The sequence below is a fragment of the Shewanella spartinae genome (genome assembly GCF_019457555.1).
Lineage (GTDB): Bacteria > Pseudomonadota > Gammaproteobacteria > Enterobacterales > Shewanellaceae > Shewanella > Shewanella loihica.
In genome coordinates, this window is the sequence record NZ_CP080418.1 from 2,477,291 (window position 1) to 2,499,973 (window position 22,683).

Genomic DNA, 22,683 nt, shown 5'->3' on the forward strand with positions numbered 1-22,683 from the left:
AGGCGATAACTGATCCGTAAAAAAAGGAGGCAATCGCCTCCTTTTTTATCTCCTAAAACTGCCAACTAATATTGAAGCGATAAAAATTAAGACTAAAACATTAACCTGCCGCTTTCTCGTCTGCCGTCGCGGCAGACGGCTGCTGACTGCTTTTACTTTCCTGACTCCCATCAACTGACCTAGAAGGCACACATTCACCGTCTTCAAGGGACGCTGCCTCCTTCTTCTCGTCGGCCAGCAGCGCCTCATTGAGCGCCTCCTCGGATAACAGGCTGATAAGCTCTATGCCCACAGGTAAGTCATCCACCGCCTGGGTGATAAGCTTCACCTTACCCTCTTGCAGATAGATGAGCGGTAAGGCGCCTTCGCCGTAGCGCTGCTTAAAATCGGCGAAGCTAAAGTTCTCCGTCAGGCTGGTGCTCTTGATCTTGCCGCCTTTGGCGATGGTGCTGGCGAGCCTTGCATAGGTGACATTGTCACCAAACAGACACAGACGCTCCAAATAGGACTCGGACAACTGATGGCGGGCGCTGTTACCCTCGCCGCTTCCCAGGCCAAACACCTTATTCTTGCCGAGAATATCTTGAAAATGAAAAGTCACCAGCGGATTGAGCTGACGATAGGGAGACAAGACCAGGAGGCGACCCAATCCCGTCATATCCAGTGCATTATCGGCATGCTCTGAGGCGGGATTACCAAAGTACACGGGAATATTATCCATGCGCGATAAACGTATGTTATCCCAGTTGTTATCTGCCAAGACCACGGACACATTCTTCTGAAGCAGTACCTTGGCCAGCTCCCTGGCAAACTTGGAGGCGCCAAAAATCAGCAGCCCCTGAGCGGAACCCGCCTTCACCCCTAAGAACCGCGCCCAGGCCCCGGCCGTGAGGCTCTGCGACACCACTGTGCCTATGATGATCAAAAATACCAGCGGCACTATCTTATCGGCGCCCGCCACCCCGAGGCGCTCAAGCTTGATGGCAAACAGTGAAGACACCGCCGCCGCGACTATCCCCCGCGGAGCCACCCAGCTGAGAAACCATTTATCGGCGCGAGGCAGCGAGGTGCCCACGGCGCAGCACCAGACACTTAAGGGTCTGGCGACAAACATCACCACCAGCAAAAGCGCCAGCCCCTGCCATCCCAGTTGCATTAGCGCGGTAGAGTCCAATCTGGCCGCTAACAGAATAAACAGGCCCGAGATGAAGAGTACGGTAAGCGTCTCCTTAAATTCGATGATCTCACCAATATCCACACCGCGCATATTCGCCAGCCAGATCCCCATCACGGTCACGGTAAGCAGGCCAGACTCTTCCTGCAGCAGGTTAGAGGCCACAAAGGCGCCGAGCATGATGGTGAGCACGGCGGTATTCTTAAGATAATGCGGCACCCAGGCACGGCGCAGCATCACCCCTATGCCATAACCAAACAGGGCGCCAAGTCCCAGGCCGACACCCAGCATGGAAAACAGCGATAACAGCACATGACTGGCGGGCTCGGCGGCCACAGTCAAATATTCAAATACTAAGACGGCCAGCAAGGCGCCGATGGGGTCGATCACTATCCCTTCCCAGCGCAAAATACTGGCCAGTTGCGATTTTGGCTTGATGCTGCGCAGCATAGGCACGATCACCGTAGGGCCGGTCACCACTACCAGCGCGCCAAACAACATGGCCAGCTCCCAAGAGAACCCCATGATGAAGTGCGTCGCTACGCCGATACAGAGCCAGGTGACTAAGGTGCCGAGTGACACCAGATGGGTCACCATGCGGCCATGTTCGCGGATCTCGGAGAAATTGAGTGTCAGGGCACCTTCAAACAGGATCACCGCCACACCGAGGGAGATCACTGGAAACAGCAAATCGCCAAAAATGGCGTCGGGATCCAGCAAATTAAAAACTGGCCCCACCAACAGACCACAGAGCAGCAAGGGGAGAATCGCCGGCAGTCGCAGCCGCCAACCGAGCCACTGACACACGATTGACAAGATCCCCACTAACCCCAACATGGCCGTGATCTTTTCTACCATTATTTTTATCCTTAATGCGCTAAGGCTGACTCGTCCCAGTAACTAGCATGAGTATAGCCAAGACGGGCGACTAAATAGCACGCCTACTTTCCCTTTGTTTGCAAGATAACACTGTCAGCTCAAATGTATAGGACAACTGGATGCGAGCAGCGCAGTTTGGAGAGTCTGCTCCTTACAGAAACAAGATATTGGAAAGATTGCTCGTCCCTTCACCATTGAGACCTGAATCTTGTCGGAGAGTTGGACAGGACTCGAAATTGCGCCCTCCGGTATGACATGCCGCCATGGTTTCAAAAGCGCTAACTAACTGAGCTACAGTGCTTATCCTAAAACCCTGGTAATCTGGGACCTATGCAAATCAAAGAAAAATAGATACAAAAAAGCCCCGTCATTGCTGACGAGGCTTCGATGTAGTTGGCGGAGCGGACGGGACTCGAACCCGCGACCCCCGGCGTGACAGGCCGGTATTCTAACCAACTGAACTACCGCTCCTAAACTCGGATAAAACGCCTTGGCATCTCATCAAAATTAGGTACTTGACTGGCGGAGCGGACGGGACTCGAACCCGCGACCCCCGGCGTGACAGGCCGGTATTCTAACCAACTGAACTACCGCTCCACATCAAGTTGCGAAGGATAATACTTAGGCCACCTAGTCCCGTCAATAACTTTTTTCCTGAAACAAACTAATCAGTTAAAAATTCGCCAACCAAGCCTGATTATTCAACAAGAGCGGCTAGCTTTTCTCCGGCTCGGCGCCTTTTAGATCGTCCTCTTCCGGCATGGTCAGGTCGATCTCATCCAGGGTCGGCCCTATCTCCTTAGCCCGCTGCTCTTCGAGGCGCGCCGCGGTTACCGCCAGCGCCTGCTTAAGATTTTGTCGCTTGCGCCACACCAGTAGCGCCAGCGTGCCCAAGACCAAGAGGCTAAGGTTCACAGTAACTATCCAGAACATAGCATCATCTTTTGCCTTGGCCTCGGCTATAGCCGCCTTCTTGGCCGCTATGGCCGCCAGCTCTTCAGCCGTTGGCGGTGGCTCGGGTGGTGGAACCAGATTAAAGAACTTCTCAGGCAGAGTGAGCAGCACCTCGCGCCCGGAGACAGAGGTGGCCGCCGCAATCCCCTTGATTCGATAACTGCCGAACTCAGACACCTGAGGCAGGGTCAACTGCATACGCTTATCGGTAACACTTTGCACCGGCAGGGTCAGCTGCAGCCCGGCGGGGCCGACTAATTCAAATTCGAAATGGGTGTTTGCCAGCTGCAACTGCTCATCATCGACAATCACCTCCACCTGCCAGCGGCCTTTAAGGTGATCCTTCGGGGCGATGACAGAGAGGGAAACCGGCATGGGCAGCAAGACGATGTCGCCGCCAACCTCTCGGCTGAAGGTGTTGTTCTTGGCGCTGACCAGAAAACGATAGTGGCCCCAGGGCTGATTGAGGTTGATATCGGCGGTAAAGATGCCATCGTCGGGAGCGCCATCCAAGCCTTCGCCGTTATCCTTATAGCTGCCGACGATTAAGGTACCGGCGGCAAAGTTCTCGTCCCCGGGTCTGTGCTCGCTGATGAACTTCGCCGTCCAGTCCACCAAGTAATCCAGTCCAGGCATGCGCATCCGCTGCTCGTCGCCTAACAGCTTGGCGGTTACCTTGACACGCTCACCCTGATAGAGCGGCTGTGGCATGGGGTCGACCTCAATCCCCAGCTTGGAGACCTTATCAATTTTAGACCCCTTAGCGACCTTACCTAGCAACTGCCAAGGCCCAGGCATGGGAGATTTGATGGTGATGATGTCGCCGCTTAAGCCATCGACCCACTGCACCGACTCTGGATGGCGCGAGACATACCACTTGCTGCCGTCGGGCAGCACGATGATCACAGGCGCGCTGCCATAGTCGCGCTGCACAAACAGGGTCAGCTCATCGACCATATGATCGATCCTGAAACGGTTTTTAAGCTCGCTCGCCTGGGATGATGGCACGACCTGGGCCGTGGCATTCAAAGTAAGCAGCAATAATCCTGAGGTGAAAATCGCGCGTAGCAGCCAATTTCTCATAGGATGACGTTTATCCTCGCCAAATACATTGTCCTGATTTTTCGACTAAATCTAATCTTTGCTCATGCATATTCAGTTCATCGGCCGAAGCGCCGATCACTTTAAGACTTGGACGATTATTTGCGAGCCGTATGATGCCGCCGCTCTCCTGCCCCGGTTTCTCATTTGAGAGTTCAAACTTGGTCTGTCCCCCCGTCATGATGAGGTAAACATCGGCCAGGATCTCGGCATCCAGCAATGCCCCGTGGAGTTCGCGGCGCGAGTTATCTATGCCGTAACGCTTACACAGGGCGTCCAGGTTATTCTTCTGGCCTGGGTGAAGAAACTTGGCGATCTCCAGCGAATCCAGCACCTGACAGATATCAGTGGTCTTGGGTCCCCTGGGGGTGAGCAGCGAAAACTCGTGATCCATGAAGCTCACGTCGAAGTTCGCGTTGTGTGCCACAATCTCGGCGCCGTCGATAAACTCGAGGAAGGCTGGGGCTATCTGGGCAAAGACAGGCTTATCGGCCACAAACTCGTTGGTGATACCGTGCACCGTGATCGCCTCTTCGTCGATCGCCTGCATCGGATTGATATATTCGTGAAAATGGCGGCCGGTCAGCTTACGGTTAATCACCTCGACACAGCCTATCTCGATAATACGATGGCCAAAATAGACGGCACCGGCCCCCTGGTTCATACCCGTGGTTTCGGTATCGAGAATCACTTGGCGCTTAGCATTGGAGATAATATTCATATAATTACACGCTTTTACAAAAAAATATTGGGTATACTGCAGTCCTATTTGGCTATGGTAGCAACTTGATGCACGGACTGAAACAACTCTTAATCTTTACCGATGGTTCTTGCCTGGGCAATCCGGGGCCCGGCGGCTACGGCGTGGTGATGAAATATAAGGCCCACGTGAAGGAACTCAGCGGCGGCTTCGCCTTGACCACCAACAACCGCATGGAACTCCTGGCCCCCATCATGGCGCTGGAGGCGCTCAAGGAGCCCTGCCAGATCATTCTCACCAGCGACAGCCAATATATGCGCCAGGGGATCACCCAGTGGATCCATGGCTGGAAGAATCGCGGCTGGCTCACCGCCGCCAAGGAACCGGTGAAAAATGTCGACCTCTGGCAGCGCCTAGATGCCGCCACCAGTGAACATAAGATAGACTGGCGCTGGGTAAAGGGCCACGCGGGTCATATCGAGAATGAGCGCTGCGATACCCTGGCGCGAGAAGCCGCCGAGGCTGGCCCGAGTGAGGTAGACACAGGCTATCAGGCGAAAGGCTAGCGCTTAACACCTAACTAATTAACGCCTCATTACTTAACACTTAATTACTTAAGCTTAAACTGCTTGACCCTGCCCGCGGTTGGCGCGGTAGACCATTTAGGCTGGCGCACCTTCTGCCTGTCTAGGATAGGCGTCATGGGCGAGTCCAACTTGCGAGCCACCAGAATATAGACGCTGCCACTGCCAGGCAGCCAGGCCTGCAGCGCATGCTGCCAGATGGAATCGCCGCGGATCTCACTGAGCAGATGATGGTAGACCAAACGCTCATCGCCCACCACCTGATAGCCCAGCAGGCCGAGCCAGTCCTTGACCCTGGCGGGGGTAAAGAAACGGCCGCTCCAGGGGAGCTTTTCCTGACGACTGGGGAGCATCTTACCAAAAAAAGCCGGGCTCAGAGGGTTAAAACCTATGATAAACAGATAGCCACCGGAGATAAGCACCCGGTCGGTTTCGCGCAGCACGCTATAGGGATTGGCCTCGAAATCGAGCAACATGGAACAGACCACGGCGTCGATCACCCCATTTTGAATCGGCAGTTGGGAATACTCTCCCTGTAGGCAGCACAAGGCAGACTCACACAGGGAAAACTCACGGCCGATTGGCAGGTTAGGCTTCTCAAGCGCATGACTGAGGGGCCCCATGCAGAGCATATGATAGCCAAACACCTTGGGCCACCAGGGCATCAGCTTATCCTCGATGGCCTCTTGCAGCCACAAGCCGTTGGGCAACTCCTGCCAAGCCTGGGGTTTTATCACATTAAAGGACACTGGCCACTCCGCGACTCACTTTTCCGGTTTCCCTAATGATTTGACTATTTTAGTATTAAATCCTTAAAGCGCTATACACGCAATAGCTTTGCTCAGTAAACTAAATCCGTGTCACCCAATCCCTGTGAGAGACGAGTATGCATACTGTTACCCCCATCCCCGCCTTCAACGACAACTATATCTGGCTGATTCATGCTAAAGATAGCGGCGGTCATTATGTGGTCGATCCCGGTGATGCCCAGGCGGTTCTTGACTATCTCGAGCGACATCAAATTGTGCTCGATGGCATCTTAATCACCCACCACCACAGCGATCACACAGGTGGCATCGCCGAGCTACAGGCAAGCCATGACCATAAACTCACTGTCTACGGCCCAGATAACGAAAACATCAAAGGGATCAATCATCCTATCTCGGGGCAAACTGAGTCCGTTAAGCCAGAAAAACTCGACAGTGACGCCGCGGTTTTTCATCTTCCCGGCCACACCTTGGGACACATTGCCTACCTGATTGACGCTCATCTGTTCTGCGGCGATACCCTGTTTAGCGCCGGCTGCGGCCGACTGTTTGAGGGCACCCCAGCTCAGATGCGCCTATCCCTGCAAACCTTGGCGCAGCTCGATAACGATACACAAGTCTATCCCGCCCACGAATATACTCAGGCAAATCTGGCGTTTGCCCTGACTGTCGAAAATGACAATGAGGCCCTCATCGCCCATGCCGCCAAGGTTAAACAGCTTCGTGACCAGAACCTTCCGAGTCTGCCCTCCAGCATAGGTTTAGAGAAGCAGATCAACCCCTTCCTGCGCCCTGAGCAGGCAAGCATAAAACAGAATCTGAGTCGCCATTTCGCCCAGGATGTGACAGATGACGCCACCAGTTTCACGCTTCTACGTCAATGGAAGGACAATTTCTGATAATTCCTATACAATGGCGCGCTAATTAAGTCCCCACCGAGGCGGCCCAAGGGTTATCGCCTTGCCGAGAGGGACCCAAAAGTAAGGAATTATTGTCGATGCGCTTACCCATTGTCCTGGTCGCAGGGGGACTCTCTCTGCTCACAGGCTGTCAAACTTTTACCCAGCCGGAACCGGTTGCGCCGGCGATCACCACAGCGCCCGTGGTCGTCGAGCCTCAAGTTATCGCTCCTGTCGAGCCTGAGCCGATTAAGATCACCGATGTGTGGCAACGTATCCGGCTAGGACTTAGCCTCCCGGTACCGGACCAGAAACTGGTCAATCAATACCGTAACTGGTATCTGAAACACCCACAGCACCTGGCCCGGGTATCTGAGCGCGCCGAGCCTTTCATGTATCTGATCGTCGAAGAAATTGAGAAGCGCAACCTGCCGATAGAGTTGGCGCTGCTGCCGATCGTCGAGAGCGCCTTCGATCCCTTCGCCTATTCCCACGGCGCCGCGTCAGGCCTGTGGCAGTTTACCGCCCCCATGGCTAAACACTTTGGCCTGGAGATGAACTGGTGGTATGACGGTCGCCGCGATGTGCCCGCCGCCACCGTTGCCGCGCTGGATATGATGGAATACCTCTACCAGAAGACGCACAACAACTGGCTGTACGCCATCGCCGCCTATAACACGGGCGAAGGCCGGGTGCTCAACGCAGTTAAGCGCAACGAGGCCAAGGGGCTGGCGACCGACTTCTGGGCACTTGACTTACCACGGGAGACTGAGCGCTACGTGCCTCAGCTACTGGCACTGGCCGATGTGATCGCCAACGCCGATGATTACGGCATCTCCCTCTATCCCATTCCTAATGAGCCACAGCTCAAGGTTGTCGAGGTAGGCAGTCAGATCGATCTGGCACTGGCCGCCGACATGGCCGGCATGAAGCTCAACGAGCTGCACTCGCTCAACCCAGGCTTTAACCAGTGGGCGACGGCGCCCGAAGGCCCACACCGTCTGGTGGTCCCCCTGGATCACGCCGAGCTGTTTGAGACCAAGTTGGCCGCCAGCGACCAAGACCAGCGTCTCAAGTGGCAGCGCTACAAGATCAAGTCCGGCGATAGCCTGGGGCTGATCGCCAAGCGTTTTAACACTACACCGTCGGCCCTTCGCGCGGTAAATGACATTAAGAACAACCGCATCATCGCAGGTAAGCATCTGTTGATCCCTGTCTCCTCCAAGGATCCGGCAAAATATCTGCTCTCGGCCGAGCAGCGCCTGCAAAAGCGTCAGTCCGGCGGCAGCGGCTATAAGCTGAGTTACAAGGTAAAATCTGGCGACTCCCTCTGGCTGATCGCCAAGCAGCATAAGGTGAGCGTTGCCAAGCTTGCCAAGTGGAATGGTATGGCGCCAAAGGATCCCCTCTCTATCGGACAGAAGCTGGTGATCTGGCAACAGGGCGACAGCAAGGCGGTGACCCGCACGGTGAACTACACGGTACGCTCCGGCGACTCACTGGCTAAGATTGCCACTAAGTTTAATGTCAGCGTGAGCCAGTTGGTGAAGTGGAACAGCCTCTCGACCAAGAAGTACCTGCAACCAGGCCAGAAGCTGACTCTGTATGTGGATGTGACTAAATCTAGGGTGTAAATCTCGGATGTAAAGACCGGAGTTAAAGTCCGGGTTTAAAGTTTCGGGTGTAATCTCACACACTACCAAGTATGACAGCGTTACTTTCATGACTGCTTTACCTTTATGACAGCTTTTATTTAAGCAGCAATTACCACACGCAAAAAAGCGATGTCTCGGCATCGCTTTTTTATAAGTGCTTTTTTGTTAGTGCTCTTTTGTTAGTGCTCTTTGTTAGCGCTTGTTTATCGGTTACAGCGCTCGCTTACAGACCGCCTAACTTCTTAAACAGCTTGTCTTTTAGCTCGTCGGTCGCCTTCTCGGTTTCCTTTTTCAACTTGGACTCGAACAGGGCTGCGGTATCGAGGGAAAACTTAGGCTCGCTGATGGTGCCAGCGATGGCAAAGGGGATCTCGACGCCATAGAGCACGTCTTTCTCCGCGCCGCCCTGCCCCTCTAACGAGCCGACCACCGAAGTCTTCAACGCATAATCGATCGCCTCGGAGAGTAGATTCACATTGCCCTTACCCTGTAAACGAATCAGCGGCGATGCCATATTGAGATCCGGGTTGTTCACTATCCCTTTGGCCATGGTAAAGCTGCCAGTCAGGCTGGTGAAATCGGTTTTCTTCTCACCGCTGGAGGCCGCATTCAGGTTACCACCGAGTTTTGCCTTGGCGTCACGCAGCATCTGCGGAATGTTCACCCCATAAAGGGCACCGTCGGCGATCTCAAACTGTCCCTTGGCATCGAGGTTACGCTTGATGTTATCCGGGATCAGGCTGTGGCCGCTGCCTGTCACCTCAAAATTAGTGGTACCGGCCAGCATGTCGACCTCGGCGGCATCGGTCAGCAAAGGACGCACCTTAATACCGGAGATCTTCTTGTTGAAGCGGTAGCTGGCCACAGATTTACGGCCATCTAGCTGAGCGCTGGCAAGTAGTTTACCCTGATAGAGCTCGGCGCTTAGCTGGCTGACATCCAGCACACCATTTTTCAGGGTCAGCTTCATCAACCAGTTCTCTGTCTTGATCTTATCGGCAGTCACAGACTTGGCATCGAGATCCAGCTTGAGGTTAACCGCCTTCATGCCGCTAAGGTCAGGCTCCTTGGCAGGCGCCGTGCCCTCACCTTTAGCCGTCTTATCTTCGCCCTTAGTGCCATCATCTTTGGCCATAAATGGCGTCACATCGACATCGCCAAAGCTCATCGAGGCCACCACATCTGGCACCTTGGCACCGTAATTAACCGACATTTTGCCCTGGGCCTTAATCTGCTCGATATTCAGGCTTGAGAGCACCAAGGCCATGGTCTTGGCGTTGTTGTCCAGCTCGAGTTGAGTGGTGAGATTGATGTTCATGCGCTTGTTGGGAATGGCATCCCCTTCCAGGCTGTTCTCAATCTCAAAATCCTTGATGGCGATTTTCGCAAGACTTGGGTCGACCTTGATCTGTCCCTTACCTTGGCTGCTGACCTTCATCTCAGGCTGGGTCATGGAGAACTTGTAACCCAGATCGGCAAACTGCCCCAGAGAGAACTCGCCTAAGGTTAAGGATTCAAGTGTCAGTGCCTGGGTCTTACCCGTCGCCTCATCATAAAGATTCACCTGAGTGTTGGTGATGGCGATGCCACCAATATTCAGGCTACTCAGCTGCACGCTACCCTGAGCGGCCCCATCGCTACCGGCTTTGTCGCCAGCCTTATCGGCCTTCTCGCCAGTGGACGTTAATCCATCCATGCTGCTGCGGCCATTCTTATAGCTGTCGAAGTTTAGGGTCAGGCCATCTAAATTCAGCTGGGCGATCTCCACCTCTTTACTCAGCAGCGGCATTAGTGCCACCTCGGCCACTATGCCGTCGACCTTAAGCATAGTGTCATGTTTGAACCCCTCAGGATTCGACAGGCTGATGTCACCAAGGGCGATGCCTATGCTGGGGAAGAAGGTCCAGCTGAGGTCTTGCTTGATAAGTAGATCGCGCCCGGTTTGCTTTTTCACCGCCTCGACAATTTGCGGCTTAAAGTCATTGGGATCGAATATAAGGGTGAGATAGGCGATCAATAATAGGAAAAGGGAGGCAAATACTATGAGTAGCCATTTTACAAATTTCATAACAGGTTCCGTCTGGTAAGGGTGAGCAATTGGCCCGTTAGGCCAATTGCGAGAGATCCAACTGCTCTGACGACACGGCAACGCCATTATCGTCGGCATAAAGCATCATACCTGGCTTTATTATAACGCGATCTATCTCAAGCGTAACGTTAACATCGCCAAGATCCCGTTTATCCGTCTTGATGGGGTTAGCGCCAAGTGCTTGAATTCCAATGGGCATCTGCGCCAAGGCGCCGACATCACGCACATAACCGTTGATCACTATGCCGCTCCAACCATTGTCCACTGCACTCTGGGCAATCATATCGCCAAGCAGCGCGCGCCGATTCGAACCGCCGCCGTCCACCACCAGGACTCTGCCTTCACCGGGCTGTCCCAGCAGTTGCTTGACCTTGGAGTTGTCTTCGAAACACTTCACCGTGACCACCTCTCCCCAGAAGATTCGCTTCTGGCCAAATTGTCGATAATGGGGCGCCAATAACGACAGTTGAGTCTCATAGTGGTCAAATAGATCGGGCAGTAGATCTTGCATTGCAGCCTCCCTGCAGAACTGAGAAAAGTTAAGTTACTATAACAAGGCGAATATAAAATGAAAATTAGATGAATTTAAATTCGATCGGTTTTAGAATGTGCCTTCGCTAATATAGGTTGGCGATTAAATCATCAAGATAATAAACACAAGACCCTGGCTAATAGACACGTCGATATTGACCAATATCGACCAAGCGATAATGGAATCACATGACAGATCATCTCAATTTACATGATGCAATGGCTGCTCTCGACGAATATGGCTACGAGCAAAAACACAGCAGCGAACTGAGTCAGGCCCGCACCCATACGCAGATGGATAAATATCTTAGATCGTTAGACTTCAACCTGCGCAGATTGATGATTTTACAAGAGGTCGTTGGCAAGCTGGTCGACGAAGAACAGGCCAATCTGGCCCGCCAGGAAAACATCCAAACCTATAAGACCAAGGTGATTAACCTGTCCCGCGAATATGGTATCTCTTACGACCGCGTACTTGAGATCATGCAGCATGGAACAAAGTAATCCAAATAACCTGCCAGATAGCAGGTTATTTTCCATTACAGCTTAAAGGTCGAAATAAGGGATTCAAGATCCGCCGAGCCCGATTTTATCTGCTCACTAGTACTGCCAATCTCTTCACTCTTCTGCTGATTCTCCAGCGAAATATCGTTAATCCGAGTCACATTCATATTCAACTCGGCGATCACCGCGCTCTGTTCCTCGGTCGCCGTGGCGATCTGGATATTCATGTCGGAGATCTGTCTGATGGAAGACTTGATGGTCTGCAGCGCCTCCACCACCTGACTGGTTTCACCCACCGTCTGCTCCGACTGCGCCTTGGCCCTGGCCACCGAGGCGTTGACACTGTCTACCGAGGCGCGGATAGCCTCTATGATGGCATTGATCTCCTGGGTCGATTCCTGAGTTCGACTGGCCAGGGTGCGCACCTCATCGGCCACCACGGCAAAACCGCGCCCTGCCTCACCGGCCCTCGCCGCCTCGATAGCCGCGTTAAGCGCCAGCAGATTGGTCTGCTCGGCGATGCCGACGATCACATCCAAGATCTGGCCTATCTTACCCGAGCTTATCTGTAACGCCTGAGCCTCATCGGCAGTCACCTCTAACTCATTCGACAGACCTTTGATCTTAGCCACGGCGCCATCGACCACGGTCACGGTATCATCGGCTTCGCCATCGGCGCTGCCGGCACTATCGGCGGCAAGCTGGGCATTAGACGCCACCTCGGAGGAAGCCATGGACATCTCATTGATGGCGGTAGCGACACTTTGGGTCTCCGCCTGCATATTGGCCGTCACCATATTGGCCTGGGCCGAGATATCCGCAAGCCCTTCGGCCAGTTCGCGGCTGTGAGTCACTGAGGCGCTCACCGAATTGACCAGCGCCTGTATCTTGGCAACGAACTCATTAAAGCTCGCCGCCACCTGCTTAAGTTCATCCCCGCCCGACTCCTCAAGCCTCAAGGTGAGGTCGCCTTCACCGCGGGCGATATTTTCGAATGCGGCTATGGTGTCGGCCATGGGCGCCGAGATACTGCGGGAAATCACCCCTAAGATCAGGATCACCGGCAGCCACACCGCAATGCAGATCAGCAGATACTTGTAGATGAAGGCCTGCATCTCCTCTTGGATATCATCCACATAGATGCCGGTGCCGACTATCCATCCCCAGGGAGTAAAGCGTTTGACCACACTCATCTTAGGGCTCGGCGCCGAGGCATTGGGACGATTCCACATATATTCGATCAGCGCATAATCTCTGTTTGCCGTACCTGTCACCATCTTCTCGAATAGCCTGACACCATTGGGATCTTTCATCCCCAAGACATTGGTGCCCACCAGCTTCTTGGCAAAGGCATGCTGCACCATGACCCCCTGTCTATCTATGGTCCAGAAATATTCGTTACCCTCATACCTCAGGGCATCCAGGGCGGCGATGGCGTTGCGCTTGGCCTCTTCCTCACTCATGCTACCGGCCTGTGACGCCTCATAAAACTGACTGATCACCTTCTCGCCCACGTCGGACAGGGCCGATAACTTAGCCTGTTTCTCCTTAACCAAGACCTCTTCGATATTTGCCAACGCAAACACAAACATGATGCCGGTCGCGACGATGGCAAGCAGCAACATAAATAGCAAACGATGGGCAATTTTAAACTTGCGAAACAGGGCGTAAATGGCGTTCATGGCGATCACCTTAAGGCAAGTGACAGGAAAAATAGGACAGCCCTTTAAATCTCGCCCATTCAAAACCTTTTGTCAAAGCCGCTAACTACCTATAAATGCATACTTTAGTGGAATAAACAGGGGTCGAAAGCAGGATATAATACCTATTGGTTAATTATTCGTCTGTGTCGGCCGATAACAACTAAACTAAAGTGTCAGTACTTTTTATAAGGGTAATCTTTCACGATGAAAGCTAAGGGAATAGTGCTTCTGGTCTTAGTCGTTATGGGGCTCTTATCGATCAACTGGTGGGGTGGCAAGGCGCCCGCTACCGAACCACCCATTAAGTTAAAAATAGCAACCTCTACCACGCCCCTGAGTGCCCCGCTGATCATCGCCAGGGAGCTTGAGCTGTTTAAGCCCTACAACCTGGATATCGAACTTATTCCACTGCGCGGTGGTCACCTCTGTTTTCAGGCGATGATACAGGGCGTTGCGGATCTGGCGACCAGCTCGGAAACCGTGATAATGTTCAACGGCTTTCAGCGCAGCGACTTTCGATTGCTGGCAAGTTTTGTCGAGTCGGATAACGATCTCAAGCTACTCACCCTCAACGATGAACAACCCAAGAGCATCACCCAGCTCAGCGATAAGAAGATAGGCATGGTCAAAGCCAGCTCCAGCGAGTTCTTTGCCGATGCGTTCCTGATCATCAGTGGTCATCAACAGCAGGATTTTCAGAAGGTATTCATGTCCCCCCAGGCGTTAGGGCCAGCGCTGCTGGCCGGTGACGTCGACGCCATCTCGGTATGGGAACCCTTCGGCTATAAGCTGATCGAAGAGCATGGCGATGCCATCTACCAGTATCCGGGTAAAGGGATCTACAACCTCTCATTCAACCTGGTCACCTCGGCGGTCAACGCCAGGCTACATGAAAAGCAGCATGCTGATATTCTGCGGGCGTTAAAGAGTGCACAAAACTTTATTAATCAGCACCCTCAAAGTGCCAAGCAGATCATCAGCGACTATCTGGATATCTCCTTGTCCGAACTGGAGTGGGCGTGGAATGATTACGTATTTCGGCTATCTTTAAATAACTCACTGATCTCAAATTTACATGCGCAGGCACGCTGGGCCATTGCCAGCGGCGCCGTCGATGCACAGACCACCCCGGATTTTAGGCTGCTTCTGGATGATTCAGCACTCAAGCAGGCGCTCGATAACTAGGACGTTAACAGCAAATGATGATCAATACCCGGTTGAAATTGTTGCTCTTTATCAGCCTTTTTCTGACAACTACCATACTGTTAACCTTTGCCGGGCTGAGACACATACAGCAGGAGAACCTGCAGCAGCTTTCCCATATCATGCAGCTGGAAAGCAGCATAGACGTGCTCAGGAGCCGGCTCTGGGCCCTGCAGGAGTTTCAGGATGAAGAGGTGTTGACCCAGACCCTCAACGCTCATCAACAGCTCAAAGCCAAGCTTGCCGAGGCGCAGTTCTTGGCGCCCGCAACCAAAGTATTAACCACCAATTTGAATCGTCAGGCGGACAGCCTGGCCGCACTACTCAAACTCACCCAGCAGCATATGAGCTCGCCGGCACAACGGGGCATCACCTCCGCCCGCGGCATGTTAACCACCCGGTTTAACATCACGATACAGTCGATGAGTGAAGATCTCACCAGTCTACAGCGTCTGGTGATCGACAGCCTGGCCGAGCAGCAATCGCAGATCCTCTCGTCCACGATTCTCTTCCTGCTGGCAGGCTCAGTCATCTCGCTGCTGGTTACCATGTCGACTCTCAAGGCATTCAGAGAGAGCCTGCACCGCATGAAGATGGGGATCAGCAAACTCAGCCAGGGGGATCTGGACAGTCATATCGAGATAGTCCACCAGAACGAGCTGGCGATACTGGCGCAGAAATTTAACGCCATGACCCACAAGCTCAAGGAGACCACCATACGCAAGGAGGCACTTCAGGGCGAAGTGGCGGCGCAGACCAAGCAACTCAAGCGCCAGACTCAAAAGCTCAAGTATGTGGCGGAGCACGACGATCTCACCGGCCTCTATTCCCGCAGCGCCTTCGAGCGCCAGATAGATACCGCCATCGCCCGCTGTCAACGCACCCAGATGCACGCCGCCATGTTGTTTATCGATCTGGATAAATTTAAGCAGGTTAACGACAGCCTGGGCCATGACAATGGCGACAAGGTGCTGTCGACGGCGGCGAGACGTATACAGAGTGCGGTGCGAAGCTCAGACATCTGCGGCCGCCTGGGGGGAGATGAATTCGTGGTCTGGCTCGAACCCATCAACGACATCGAAGAGGTGACCATAGTGATCGATAAGATCATACGTCAGATCTCACCACCTATCGTCTGTGGCCGCACCACGGTTTCACTCACCGTCAGCATAGGCGTGGCCATGTATCCGCGCGACGAACTCTCCCGTCTCAGCCTGATCAAAGTCGCCGACGACAACATGTACCAAGCCAAGCAGGTTAAGGGGAACAGCCACCGCTTTACCGAGCAGGTAGCCCGCCAGGTTGACAAACACCAGGTAGACGAGAGTCAAATAGATGAAAGCCAGGTGGGCTAGTTGGCCCGCAGCGACAGTCGCCGCTGCAACTGCTTGAGATTAACCCGGATAAGTAGCAAGCAAATCAAGCCGATAAGATAAAGACTCGGCTCTATCACCTCAGATTTCACCGACCAATAAAAATGGATAGGTGCCAGCAAGGCCACCAGATAGACCCAGTTATGCAGCTGTTGCCAGCGACGCCCCATGGCGCGTTTGACCTTTGCAAAGGAGGTGATCGCCAGCAGCACCAAGATAAGATAGGCGGTGGCGCCTACCAGAATATAGGGGCGCTTAACAATCTCACTCAGCAGCAGTTGCCAGGCGAACAGCAAATCCAGACTCAAGAAGGCCAAGATATGTAAGCTGGCATAAGCAAACACATACAGGCCCACCAAGCGCCGGGTTTGCATCAAGAGGCCTAACTTAAAGTGTTTCGCCACCGGCGAGATCAGCAGCACGGCGATCAGAGAATTGATCGCCCCCATCCCGGTGTAGTGGATGATGTACTGTACGGGGTCGCCCCCAAGCTGGTCATTTAATACGCGCCACACCAGCACCACCAAGGGCACCAGGGCGATAAGATGAAAAGCTATCTTTAAGGGCAACAGATGCCTGGCTTGCAATCGAAACAAAGGCTTCTCCTTACTGGGTCACTTTAATAAATGAAGGCTTAATAGTACTGCCGCAGGTTCATCCCCTTATAGAGATGGGCTACCTGCTCGCCATAACCATTAAAGGGCAAGGTTGCGATACGCTGGGCCGAGAAGATCCCGCCCTCACCTATGCGACGCTCCGTCGCCTGAGACCACCTTGGATGGTCCACCTCAGGGTTCACGTTGGCGTAGAAGCCATATTCGTGAGGCGCCAACTGATTCCAGCTGGTGGGTGGCTGCTTGTCCATCACGCGGATCCGCACCACCGACTTGATGCTCTTGAAACCATATTTCCAGGGCACCACCAGACGGATGGGCGCGCCGTTTTGCGGCGGTAGCGTCTTGCCATAGAGACCGACGGCCATAAAGGCAAGCTCGTTGGTTGCCTCATCCAGCCTTAGCCCTTCGACATAGGGGTAATGTATACCGCCGCCCATCAAACGGCTCTTCTGCCCCGGCATCTGGTCGGGATCGAACAGGGTCTCAAAGGCAACATGGGTCGCGCCCGCCTTGACCCCGGCCTTAGCCAGCAGCGCCTTCAGGGGAAAGCCCACCCAAGGGATCACCATAGACCAGGCCTCGACGCAGCGCAGGCGATAGATGCGCTCCTCCAGTGGCAGCAACTTGGTCAGATCTTCCAGATCCAGTGTCAGCGGGTTGTCTACCATGCCCTCTACCCTCAGCGTCCAGGGATCCACCTTAAAGCCTTGAGCATTCTCGAAGGGATCTGTCTTGCTGGTACCAAACTCGTAGTAGTTATTATGGGTGGTCACCTTCTTCTCGGGGGTGAGGATCTCCTGTTGGCCGTAAGCCTTGTTGCCGCTAAAGGCTAACGGATGCGTCACAAAGGGGGCGTGGGGCTCAGATTTACCGAACAGATCAAACAGCCCTGCCTGCACCTGACCAGGTATGCTTGCCCCCAGTGCGCCGAGGCCGAGCGCCTTGATGATGTTGCGTCTATCGTTAAATACCGCCTCTGGCGTGACGTGCGCACTCTTCTCTTGCCAAGCCTTTCTTCCTGTACCCATGATGCCCTTCGCCATATCTGTTACCACCTTTTATCCATTGCGTTTCAGCCCATGCTTAATTAGATAGTCAAAACCCTTAAAAAATTTCACCTAAATAATATTTAACGAACAAGTGTTCGTCATTTGCCCTATCTCCCCTTGAACCTGCACTGGCCTCGTGAGAGGCTTAACGCCAAGCTTATAACGGGTATCGACTATGTTGACAGAACTTCCTTTATCTCTCCCACAAATCATCGCCTTAGGCGCGGTGGCCATGTTAGCACTACTGATCGGTGCCCTGCTCAATCAGCGACTCACCCGAAATAAGTGGCAGAGGGTCAGAGAGGAGCTAGTCCAGGAGCACACCACGGCCATCGCGCTGCTGGAAGCCTCCCTGGAAGAGAAGCGTAGCGATATCGCCCAGCTCAACCAGAAGCTTGAACACCAGATTAATCTACTCGGCATGAGCCAGGCCCAGGCCCAGCGCGCAGACGATCTCGAGCAGCAGCTCCAACAGAGCCAACGTAAACAGATGGAGACGCAACTGGCCCTGTCCAAGTCTAATGCTATTCAGCAGACCCTGACGGTAAAGTTTGAGACAGAGCAGCAGGCACTGGAAGACAAGATTAAGCACCTGCATGAATCAGAGACCCGCCTGACCCAACAGTTTGAAAATCTCGCCAACAAAATTTTTGATGCTAAGGCGCAGCGTATACAGCATGAGAGCGAGCAACAGCTCTCTAATGTGCTGTCTCCCTTCAAACAGCAGCTTGAAGGTTTTAGAAAGCAAGTCCAGGAATCTTACACGGTTGAGCAAAATGAACGTAGCGCCCTCAAGCATCAGCTGGAATCGCTCAAGGCGCTAAATCTGCAGATGAGTCAGGATGCCATCAACCTCACCAAGGCACTTAAGGGCGACAACAAACAGCAAGGCAACTGGGGCGAAGTGATCCTCGAGCGCGTGCTGCAAGAGAGCGGCCTCAGAGAGGGTCACGAGTATGAGACCCAGCAGGATCTCAAACACGACAACGGTAAACGCTTCAAGCCCGACGTGATAGTACATCTGCCGGAAAACAAAGATGTGGTGATCGACGCCAAGATGTCGCTGGTGGCCTACGAGCGTTACTTCAACAGCGAAGATGAGACCGTCAAGGCGGCCGCTATCAAGGAGCACTGCCTGTCTATCCGCAACCACATCAAGGGCCTCAGTCAAAAGGATTATCAAGCGCTTCACGGCTTAACAAGCCTGGATTATGTGCTAATGTTTATTCCATTGGAGCCCGCGTTCCTGTTGGCACTCGAGCATGAGCCCAGCCTGATCAACTATGCGCTGGAGAACAATATCATGCTGGTGAGCCCGACAAACTTGCTGGTGGCGCTGCGTACCATCAACAACATCTGGCGCTATGAATATCAGAACCAGAACGCCCAGCTGATTGCCAAGCAGGCGGGTAAGATTTACGACAAGTTATGCGGCTATCTCGAAGACATGGAAAAGATTGGCCGCGCGGTGGAGTCGCTGGACAAGCACTACCAGGCGGCCATGGGCAAGCTGAGCACGGGGAAGGGCAACCTGATCCGCCAAGCCCATCAGATGCAGCAGATGGGGGTCACCACCAACAAGCAGCTGGATAATCAGTTGCTCGACAAGGCTCTCAGCGACCACCTGGAGCATGACATAAAACTGAATTGATCCGGCGTTACACTGTAAATGGGTAAGTAGATGGGTAAATCTGCGTCATTGGACGAATCGAGCACTGCAGGAAAACAAGGATAGGAAGACAATGCCAAAGCGGTTAGGCACACTTTTTCAGGCAAAACGTTATCTCCTCTTAGGCTTAGGGGCGCTCATCCCCATGACGCTGTCCGCCGCCAGCTTAACCCCAATCCAGCAGCGCTACCTGGATGCCAGAGAGGCCCTGGATAAGGGCCAACTAGACAGCTATCAGGCGCTGAGAAAGCAACTCAATGGCTATCCCCTCACCCCATATCTCGACTACCACGCCGAGATAGATAGCATTCTCGACGCGCCGGGTGCTAAGGCACTGGAGTCTATGGCGCGCTTCGATGGCACACCGCTCTATAACAGCGCCCGTCACCGCTATCTGGAAAATGCCGGTAAGCAAAAACATTGGCAAGATTTTCTCGCCATGAGCCCTGAGCTGCCCCGCAGCATCAACTTACAGTGTTATTACTACCGCGCCCAGCTAAGCCAGGGCGATAAGGCCGCAGCCTTCGACGGCGCCGAGAAGCTCTGGCTCCACGGCCATTCGCGCCCAAAGGAGTGCGATCCCCTGTTTAACGCCTGGGAAAAGGCTGGCCATCGCAGCCAATCTCTGCTCTGGTCGCGCATGCTACTGGCCTTCAACGGTGGCGAGTATGGCCTACTCAAGTATCTTGCCAGTAAGGTCACCGCCCACCAGAAAGAGGCCAAGCAACTCCTGGCCGTCTATCAAGATCCCCGCAGCCTGAGGCACACCAAACGCTTCAAGGTTAAGGCCGCCATCTATGGTGATATCGTCGATGCCGGTCTCAGACGTCTGGCCCGAAAAGATCTTGTTAAGGCAGTCAGCCTGTTTACTAAGTATGAAAAGGCCCATCGCTTCAGCGACTATCAGGGGCAGAAACTGGCACGCTACCTGATGAAACGGGCCCTAGTTGCTCAGGAGACAGAGCTCAAAGCCTTCGTCGACAGTCGCCTGCCCAAGACAGACAGCGACGATCTTAAGGCGCTGCGCCTGCGCTGGGCGATTCGAGAGGCGGACAATCAGAGTCTGGACAACTACCTGCCCCTGCTAAGCGAGGCTAAGCGGCAGAAGGCTCGCTGGCAATATTGGATAGCCAGGCGTCAGATGGAGACAGGTACAGAGATGGCCGAGACCGCGCTGCCGAGCTTAAGTAAACAACGCAACTTCTACGGCTTTACCGCGGCCGACCTTATATCGACCTCGATAAACCTGGCGCAGATAGACACACAGCTCGATGACAGCCTGACGCCACAGCTCGCCCAAGACCCAGGCCTTGCCCGGGTCGAAGAGCTGTTGGCGCTGGATAAAAAAATCGATGCCCGCGCCGAATGGGTGTTGCTGCTTGGCCGCCATCCACAGAACAAACAGGCGCAGTATGCCCTGCTGGCTCAACGCAACCGGTGGCACGATCTGACCGTGCAGGCCAGTATTCAGGGCCAGCTGTGGAACGACATGACGCTGCGCTTTCCCTACGCCGCCGACGAGGCCTTCAAGGCCGCCAGCAAGAGCGCCAAGGTTGATATCGATGAGATCCGCGCCATCGCCCGCAGGGAGTCCGCCTTCTATCCCTACGCCACATCAGGCGTGGGCGCCCGCGGCTTGATGCAGCTGATGCCGGCTACGGCAAAGGAGACCGCCCGTAAGCACGGCATGAAATACAGCGGCAGCAAGAGCCTCTACGACGTCTCCTTCAATACTGCATTGGGAAGCCGTTACTACAAGTCGCTACTGGACAAGTTCGATGGCAATCGGGTGCTGGCTACTGCCGCCTATAACGCAGGCCCCCACAGGGTAACCCGCTGGTTAGAGCAGAGCCAGGGCAAACTAGATGTGTATGCCTTTATCGAGTCTATCCCCTTCACCGAGACCCGCGAGTATGTGCAGGCGGTGCTCAGTTATCGCGCCATCTACCAGGCGAGACAGCAAAAACCTATCGCCCTCTTCTCCGCCGAGGAGCTAGCGTTCAAGTATTAACCCTTCATCAGCTGCTTAGTTAGCCTCTTGATAAGTCCAACTGGCCGTCAAGAGGCTGGCGCTTATATGAAACCTTTGCCTCACCTCGCTACGCGTAACAAGCCCCCACAATAGGCCCCGCAGTCCCCCCGATAATAGTACAGAGGATATGTCAAAATTCTGGCAAAACTCAGAGCAATATTTCTCTTAAGAAAAAGAAGAAAAAAGCTGGCCAATCATAGACTTCTGCCTCATAGTTAAAGGTCATCATCATGGTGACTTTCGACTTTATTCTTTGATTAATACCTGCTCGCCATTAAGGAGTTCCATGTCTCATACCAACATCACGGCGATCTTAAACCAGCTGCAACGAGTGCTGTTGGGTAAACCCCATCAGATAAAATTGGCCCTCACCTGTATCCTCGCCAAAGGACACCTTCTTATCGAAGATCTGCCCGGCATGGGCAAGACCAGCCTATCCCAAGGGATGGCTCAGAGTCTGGGGCTGAGCCATCAGCGCATCCAATTTACCAGCGATATGCTGCCGGCGGATATTCTCGGCGTCTCCATCTTCGATAAGGAGCAGTCCCAGTTTGTGTTCCATCCAGGTCCCATCTTCAAGCAGATGATCCTGGCCGATGAGATCAACCGTGCCAGCCCAAAGACCCAGAGCGCGCTGCTCGAAGCCATGGCCGAGCAGCAGATCTCGGTCGATGGCGTTACCCACGCCCTGCCCAGCCCCTTCTTCGTGATCGCTACCCAGAACCCCAGCGAGCAGTCGGGTACCTTTCCCCTGCCAGAATCCCAGCTCGACCGCTTCATGATGCGGATCTCCATCGGCTATCCCGATGAGACCGCCGAGATGGCCATGCTGAAGGGGGAAGATATCTCGCCGCAGCTGCAACACCTGCCCGCCTGTGTCGACCCACTCACCCTGATTGAGCTGCAGTCTCAGGTGAGTAAGGTTAAGGCCTCTGAGGCGCTGCTCAACTATATTCTCGCCCTGGTAAAAGGCTCGCGCAAGCTCAACGAAGGTTACGGGCTATCACCCAGGGCCAGCAAGGCGCTGCTCAACGCCGCCAAAGCCTGGGCCTTCATTCAGGGACGCAACTATCTGGTGCCCGACGATGTGCAGGCGGTATTTGCCGCCGTGGCCGAACACAGGCTAAGACACACCAGTCAGCAACAGGGTGAGGCCCTCTCCCAGCGCCTGCTCGCCAGCACCAACCCCATCTTGTAAGC

General features: G+C 53.9%; 18 protein-coding genes and 2 tRNA genes. 9 read left to right on the top strand and 11 right to left on the bottom strand.

Features of this window, described 5'->3' with window-relative positions; all coding sequences use genetic code 11:
* Window positions 1–100 precede the first annotated feature (100 nt).
* The 5 genes from K0I31_RS11045 to dnaQ all read right to left on the bottom strand — a co-directional run bounded on the left by K0I31_RS11045 (window position 101) and on the right by dnaQ (window position 4,829).
* A complete protein-coding gene (locus tag K0I31_RS11045) occupies window positions 101–2,032 on the bottom strand; it encodes a cation:proton antiporter (protein WP_220078399.1) in 1,932 nt (643 codons plus the stop codon).
* A gap of 415 nt (window positions 2,033–2,447) precedes the next feature.
* Window positions 2,448–2,524: transfer RNA gene (locus K0I31_RS11050), tRNA-Asp, on the bottom strand.
* A gap of 49 nt (window positions 2,525–2,573) precedes the next feature.
* Window positions 2,574–2,650 (bottom strand) — tRNA-Asp (locus tag K0I31_RS11055).
* 117 nt (window positions 2,651–2,767) lie between these two features.
* Window positions 2,768–4,090: a TIGR03503 family protein gene (locus K0I31_RS11060; RefSeq protein ID WP_220078400.1), complete on the bottom strand. Its 1,323-nt coding sequence runs from the start codon at window positions 4,088–4,090 to the stop codon at window positions 2,768–2,770.
* A 10-nt stretch (window positions 4,091–4,100) separates the two neighbouring features.
* Window positions 4,101–4,829, bottom strand: coding sequence for a DNA polymerase III subunit epsilon (gene dnaQ / locus K0I31_RS11065; RefSeq protein WP_011865909.1), 729 nt, complete (start codon window positions 4,827–4,829; stop codon window positions 4,101–4,103).
* A 68-nt stretch (window positions 4,830–4,897) separates the two neighbouring features.
* Here dnaQ and rnhA point away from each other — a divergent pair, with 68 nt between their 5' ends.
* Window positions 4,898–5,374, top strand: a complete 477-nt coding sequence (rnhA, locus tag K0I31_RS11070) for a ribonuclease HI (protein WP_220078401.1) — start codon at window positions 4,898–4,900, stop codon at window positions 5,372–5,374.
* 44 nt (window positions 5,375–5,418) lie between these two features.
* Here the strand turns inward: rnhA and K0I31_RS11075 are convergent, their stop codons facing one another.
* The gene (locus K0I31_RS11075) at window positions 5,419–6,141 is read right to left on the bottom strand and encodes a methyltransferase domain-containing protein (protein WP_011865911.1); all 723 of its coding nucleotides are present in this window, start codon (window positions 6,139–6,141) and stop codon (window positions 5,419–5,421) included.
* A gap of 137 nt (window positions 6,142–6,278) precedes the next feature.
* Between K0I31_RS11075 and gloB the strand changes: the two genes are divergently transcribed.
* Complete coding sequence (gene gloB, locus K0I31_RS11080; protein ID WP_220078402.1) at window positions 6,279–7,058, top strand: hydroxyacylglutathione hydrolase; 780 nt, start codon at window positions 6,279–6,281, stop codon at window positions 7,056–7,058.
* A gap of 98 nt (window positions 7,059–7,156) precedes the next feature.
* Window positions 7,157–8,692, top strand: coding sequence for a LysM peptidoglycan-binding domain-containing protein (locus K0I31_RS11085; protein ID WP_220078403.1), 1,536 nt, complete (start codon window positions 7,157–7,159; stop codon window positions 8,690–8,692).
* A gap of 244 nt (window positions 8,693–8,936) precedes the next feature.
* Here K0I31_RS11085 and K0I31_RS11090 read toward each other — a convergent pair whose 3' ends face one another.
* Both K0I31_RS11090 and K0I31_RS11095 read right to left on the bottom strand, forming a co-directional pair.
* Window positions 8,937–10,781 (bottom strand): AsmA family protein, encoded by a 1,845-nt coding sequence (locus tag K0I31_RS11090; protein ID WP_220078404.1) that lies wholly within the window; start codon window positions 10,779–10,781, stop codon window positions 8,937–8,939.
* 37 nt (window positions 10,782–10,818) lie between these two features.
* Window positions 10,819–11,313, bottom strand: a complete 495-nt coding sequence (locus K0I31_RS11095; RefSeq protein WP_220071560.1) for a putative 4-hydroxy-4-methyl-2-oxoglutarate aldolase — start codon at window positions 11,311–11,313, stop codon at window positions 10,819–10,821.
* 209 nt (window positions 11,314–11,522) lie between these two features.
* Between K0I31_RS11095 and K0I31_RS11100 the strand changes: the two genes are divergently transcribed.
* Window positions 11,523–11,837: a hypothetical protein gene (locus K0I31_RS11100; protein ID WP_220078405.1), complete on the top strand. Its 315-nt coding sequence runs from the start codon at window positions 11,523–11,525 to the stop codon at window positions 11,835–11,837.
* 35 nt (window positions 11,838–11,872) lie between these two features.
* Here K0I31_RS11100 and K0I31_RS11105 read toward each other — a convergent pair whose 3' ends face one another.
* Window positions 11,873–13,519 (bottom strand): methyl-accepting chemotaxis protein, encoded by a 1,647-nt coding sequence (locus K0I31_RS11105; RefSeq protein ID WP_220078406.1) that lies wholly within the window; start codon window positions 13,517–13,519, stop codon window positions 11,873–11,875.
* Window positions 13,520–13,744: 225 nt separating this feature from the next.
* Between K0I31_RS11105 and K0I31_RS11110 the strand changes: the two genes are divergently transcribed.
* Both K0I31_RS11110 and K0I31_RS11115 read left to right on the top strand, forming a co-directional pair.
* The gene (locus K0I31_RS11110) at window positions 13,745–14,725 is read left to right on the top strand and encodes an ABC transporter substrate-binding protein (RefSeq protein ID WP_220078407.1); all 981 of its coding nucleotides are present in this window, start codon (window positions 13,745–13,747) and stop codon (window positions 14,723–14,725) included.
* Between the two features lie 14 nt (window positions 14,726–14,739).
* A complete protein-coding gene (locus K0I31_RS11115; protein WP_220078408.1) occupies window positions 14,740–16,098 on the top strand; it encodes a GGDEF domain-containing protein in 1,359 nt (452 codons plus the stop codon).
* Here K0I31_RS11115 and msrQ read toward each other — a convergent pair.
* Window positions 16,095–16,712: a protein-methionine-sulfoxide reductase heme-binding subunit MsrQ gene (msrQ, locus tag K0I31_RS11120; RefSeq protein ID WP_220078409.1), complete on the bottom strand. Its 618-nt coding sequence runs from the start codon at window positions 16,710–16,712 to the stop codon at window positions 16,095–16,097. The two genes, K0I31_RS11115 and msrQ, sit on opposite strands and share 4 nt — an antisense overlap.
* Window positions 16,713–16,750: 38 nt before the next feature.
* Window positions 16,751–17,776: a protein-methionine-sulfoxide reductase catalytic subunit MsrP gene (gene msrP / locus K0I31_RS11125; RefSeq protein ID WP_258406478.1), complete on the bottom strand. Its 1,026-nt coding sequence runs from the start codon at window positions 17,774–17,776 to the stop codon at window positions 16,751–16,753.
* Window positions 17,777–17,957: 181 nt separating this feature from the next.
* Here msrP and rmuC point away from each other — a divergent pair, with 181 nt between their 5' ends.
* The 3 genes from rmuC to K0I31_RS11140 all read left to right on the top strand — a co-directional run bounded on the left by rmuC (window position 17,958) and on the right by K0I31_RS11140 (window position 22,681).
* Window positions 17,958–19,433: a DNA recombination protein RmuC gene (gene rmuC / locus K0I31_RS11130; RefSeq protein WP_220078410.1), complete on the top strand. Its 1,476-nt coding sequence runs from the start codon at window positions 17,958–17,960 to the stop codon at window positions 19,431–19,433.
* Between the two features lie 91 nt (window positions 19,434–19,524).
* Window positions 19,525–21,462, top strand: coding sequence for a transglycosylase SLT domain-containing protein (locus K0I31_RS11135; protein ID WP_220078411.1), 1,938 nt, complete (start codon window positions 19,525–19,527; stop codon window positions 21,460–21,462).
* A 307-nt stretch (window positions 21,463–21,769) separates the two neighbouring features.
* Complete coding sequence (locus K0I31_RS11140) at window positions 21,770–22,681, top strand: AAA family ATPase (protein WP_220078412.1); 912 nt, start codon at window positions 21,770–21,772, stop codon at window positions 22,679–22,681.
* Window positions 22,682–22,683 lie beyond the last annotated feature (2 nt).

Excerpts from the sequence above, each read along its gene's own strand:
- K0I31_RS11045 (WP_220078399.1), bottom strand. The coding sequence starts at position 2,032 with ATGGTAGAAAAGATCACGGCCATGTTGGGGTTAGTGGGGATCTTGTCA.
- K0I31_RS11060 (WP_220078400.1), bottom strand. The coding sequence starts at position 4,090 with ATGAGAAATTGGCTGCTACGCGCGATTTTCACCTCAGGATTATTGCTG.
- dnaQ (WP_011865909.1), bottom strand. The coding sequence starts at position 4,829 with ATGAATATTATCTCCAATGCTAAGCGCCAAGTGATTCTCGATACCGAA.
- rnhA (WP_220078401.1), top strand. The coding sequence starts at position 4,898 with ATGCACGGACTGAAACAACTCTTAATCTTTACCGATGGTTCTTGCCTG.
- gloB (WP_220078402.1), top strand. The coding sequence starts at position 6,279 with ATGCATACTGTTACCCCCATCCCCGCCTTCAACGACAACTATATCTGG.
- K0I31_RS11085 (WP_220078403.1), top strand. The coding sequence starts at position 7,157 with ATGCGCTTACCCATTGTCCTGGTCGCAGGGGGACTCTCTCTGCTCACA.
- K0I31_RS11090 (WP_220078404.1), bottom strand. The coding sequence starts at position 10,781 with ATGAAATTTGTAAAATGGCTACTCATAGTATTTGCCTCCCTTTTCCTA.
- K0I31_RS11095 (WP_220071560.1), bottom strand. The coding sequence starts at position 11,313 with ATGCAAGATCTACTGCCCGATCTATTTGACCACTATGAGACTCAACTG.
- K0I31_RS11100 (WP_220078405.1), top strand. The coding sequence starts at position 11,523 with ATGACAGATCATCTCAATTTACATGATGCAATGGCTGCTCTCGACGAA.
- K0I31_RS11105 (WP_220078406.1), bottom strand. The coding sequence starts at position 13,519 with ATGAACGCCATTTACGCCCTGTTTCGCAAGTTTAAAATTGCCCATCGT.
- K0I31_RS11110 (WP_220078407.1), top strand. The coding sequence starts at position 13,745 with ATGAAAGCTAAGGGAATAGTGCTTCTGGTCTTAGTCGTTATGGGGCTC.
- K0I31_RS11115 (WP_220078408.1), top strand. The coding sequence starts at position 14,740 with ATGATGATCAATACCCGGTTGAAATTGTTGCTCTTTATCAGCCTTTTT.
- msrP (WP_258406478.1), bottom strand. The coding sequence starts at position 17,776 with ATGGCGAAGGGCATCATGGGTACAGGAAGAAAGGCTTGGCAAGAGAAG.
- rmuC (WP_220078410.1), top strand. The coding sequence starts at position 17,958 with ATGTTGACAGAACTTCCTTTATCTCTCCCACAAATCATCGCCTTAGGC.
- K0I31_RS11135 (WP_220078411.1), top strand. The coding sequence starts at position 19,525 with ATGCCAAAGCGGTTAGGCACACTTTTTCAGGCAAAACGTTATCTCCTC.
- K0I31_RS11140 (WP_220078412.1), top strand. The coding sequence starts at position 21,770 with ATGTCTCATACCAACATCACGGCGATCTTAAACCAGCTGCAACGAGTG.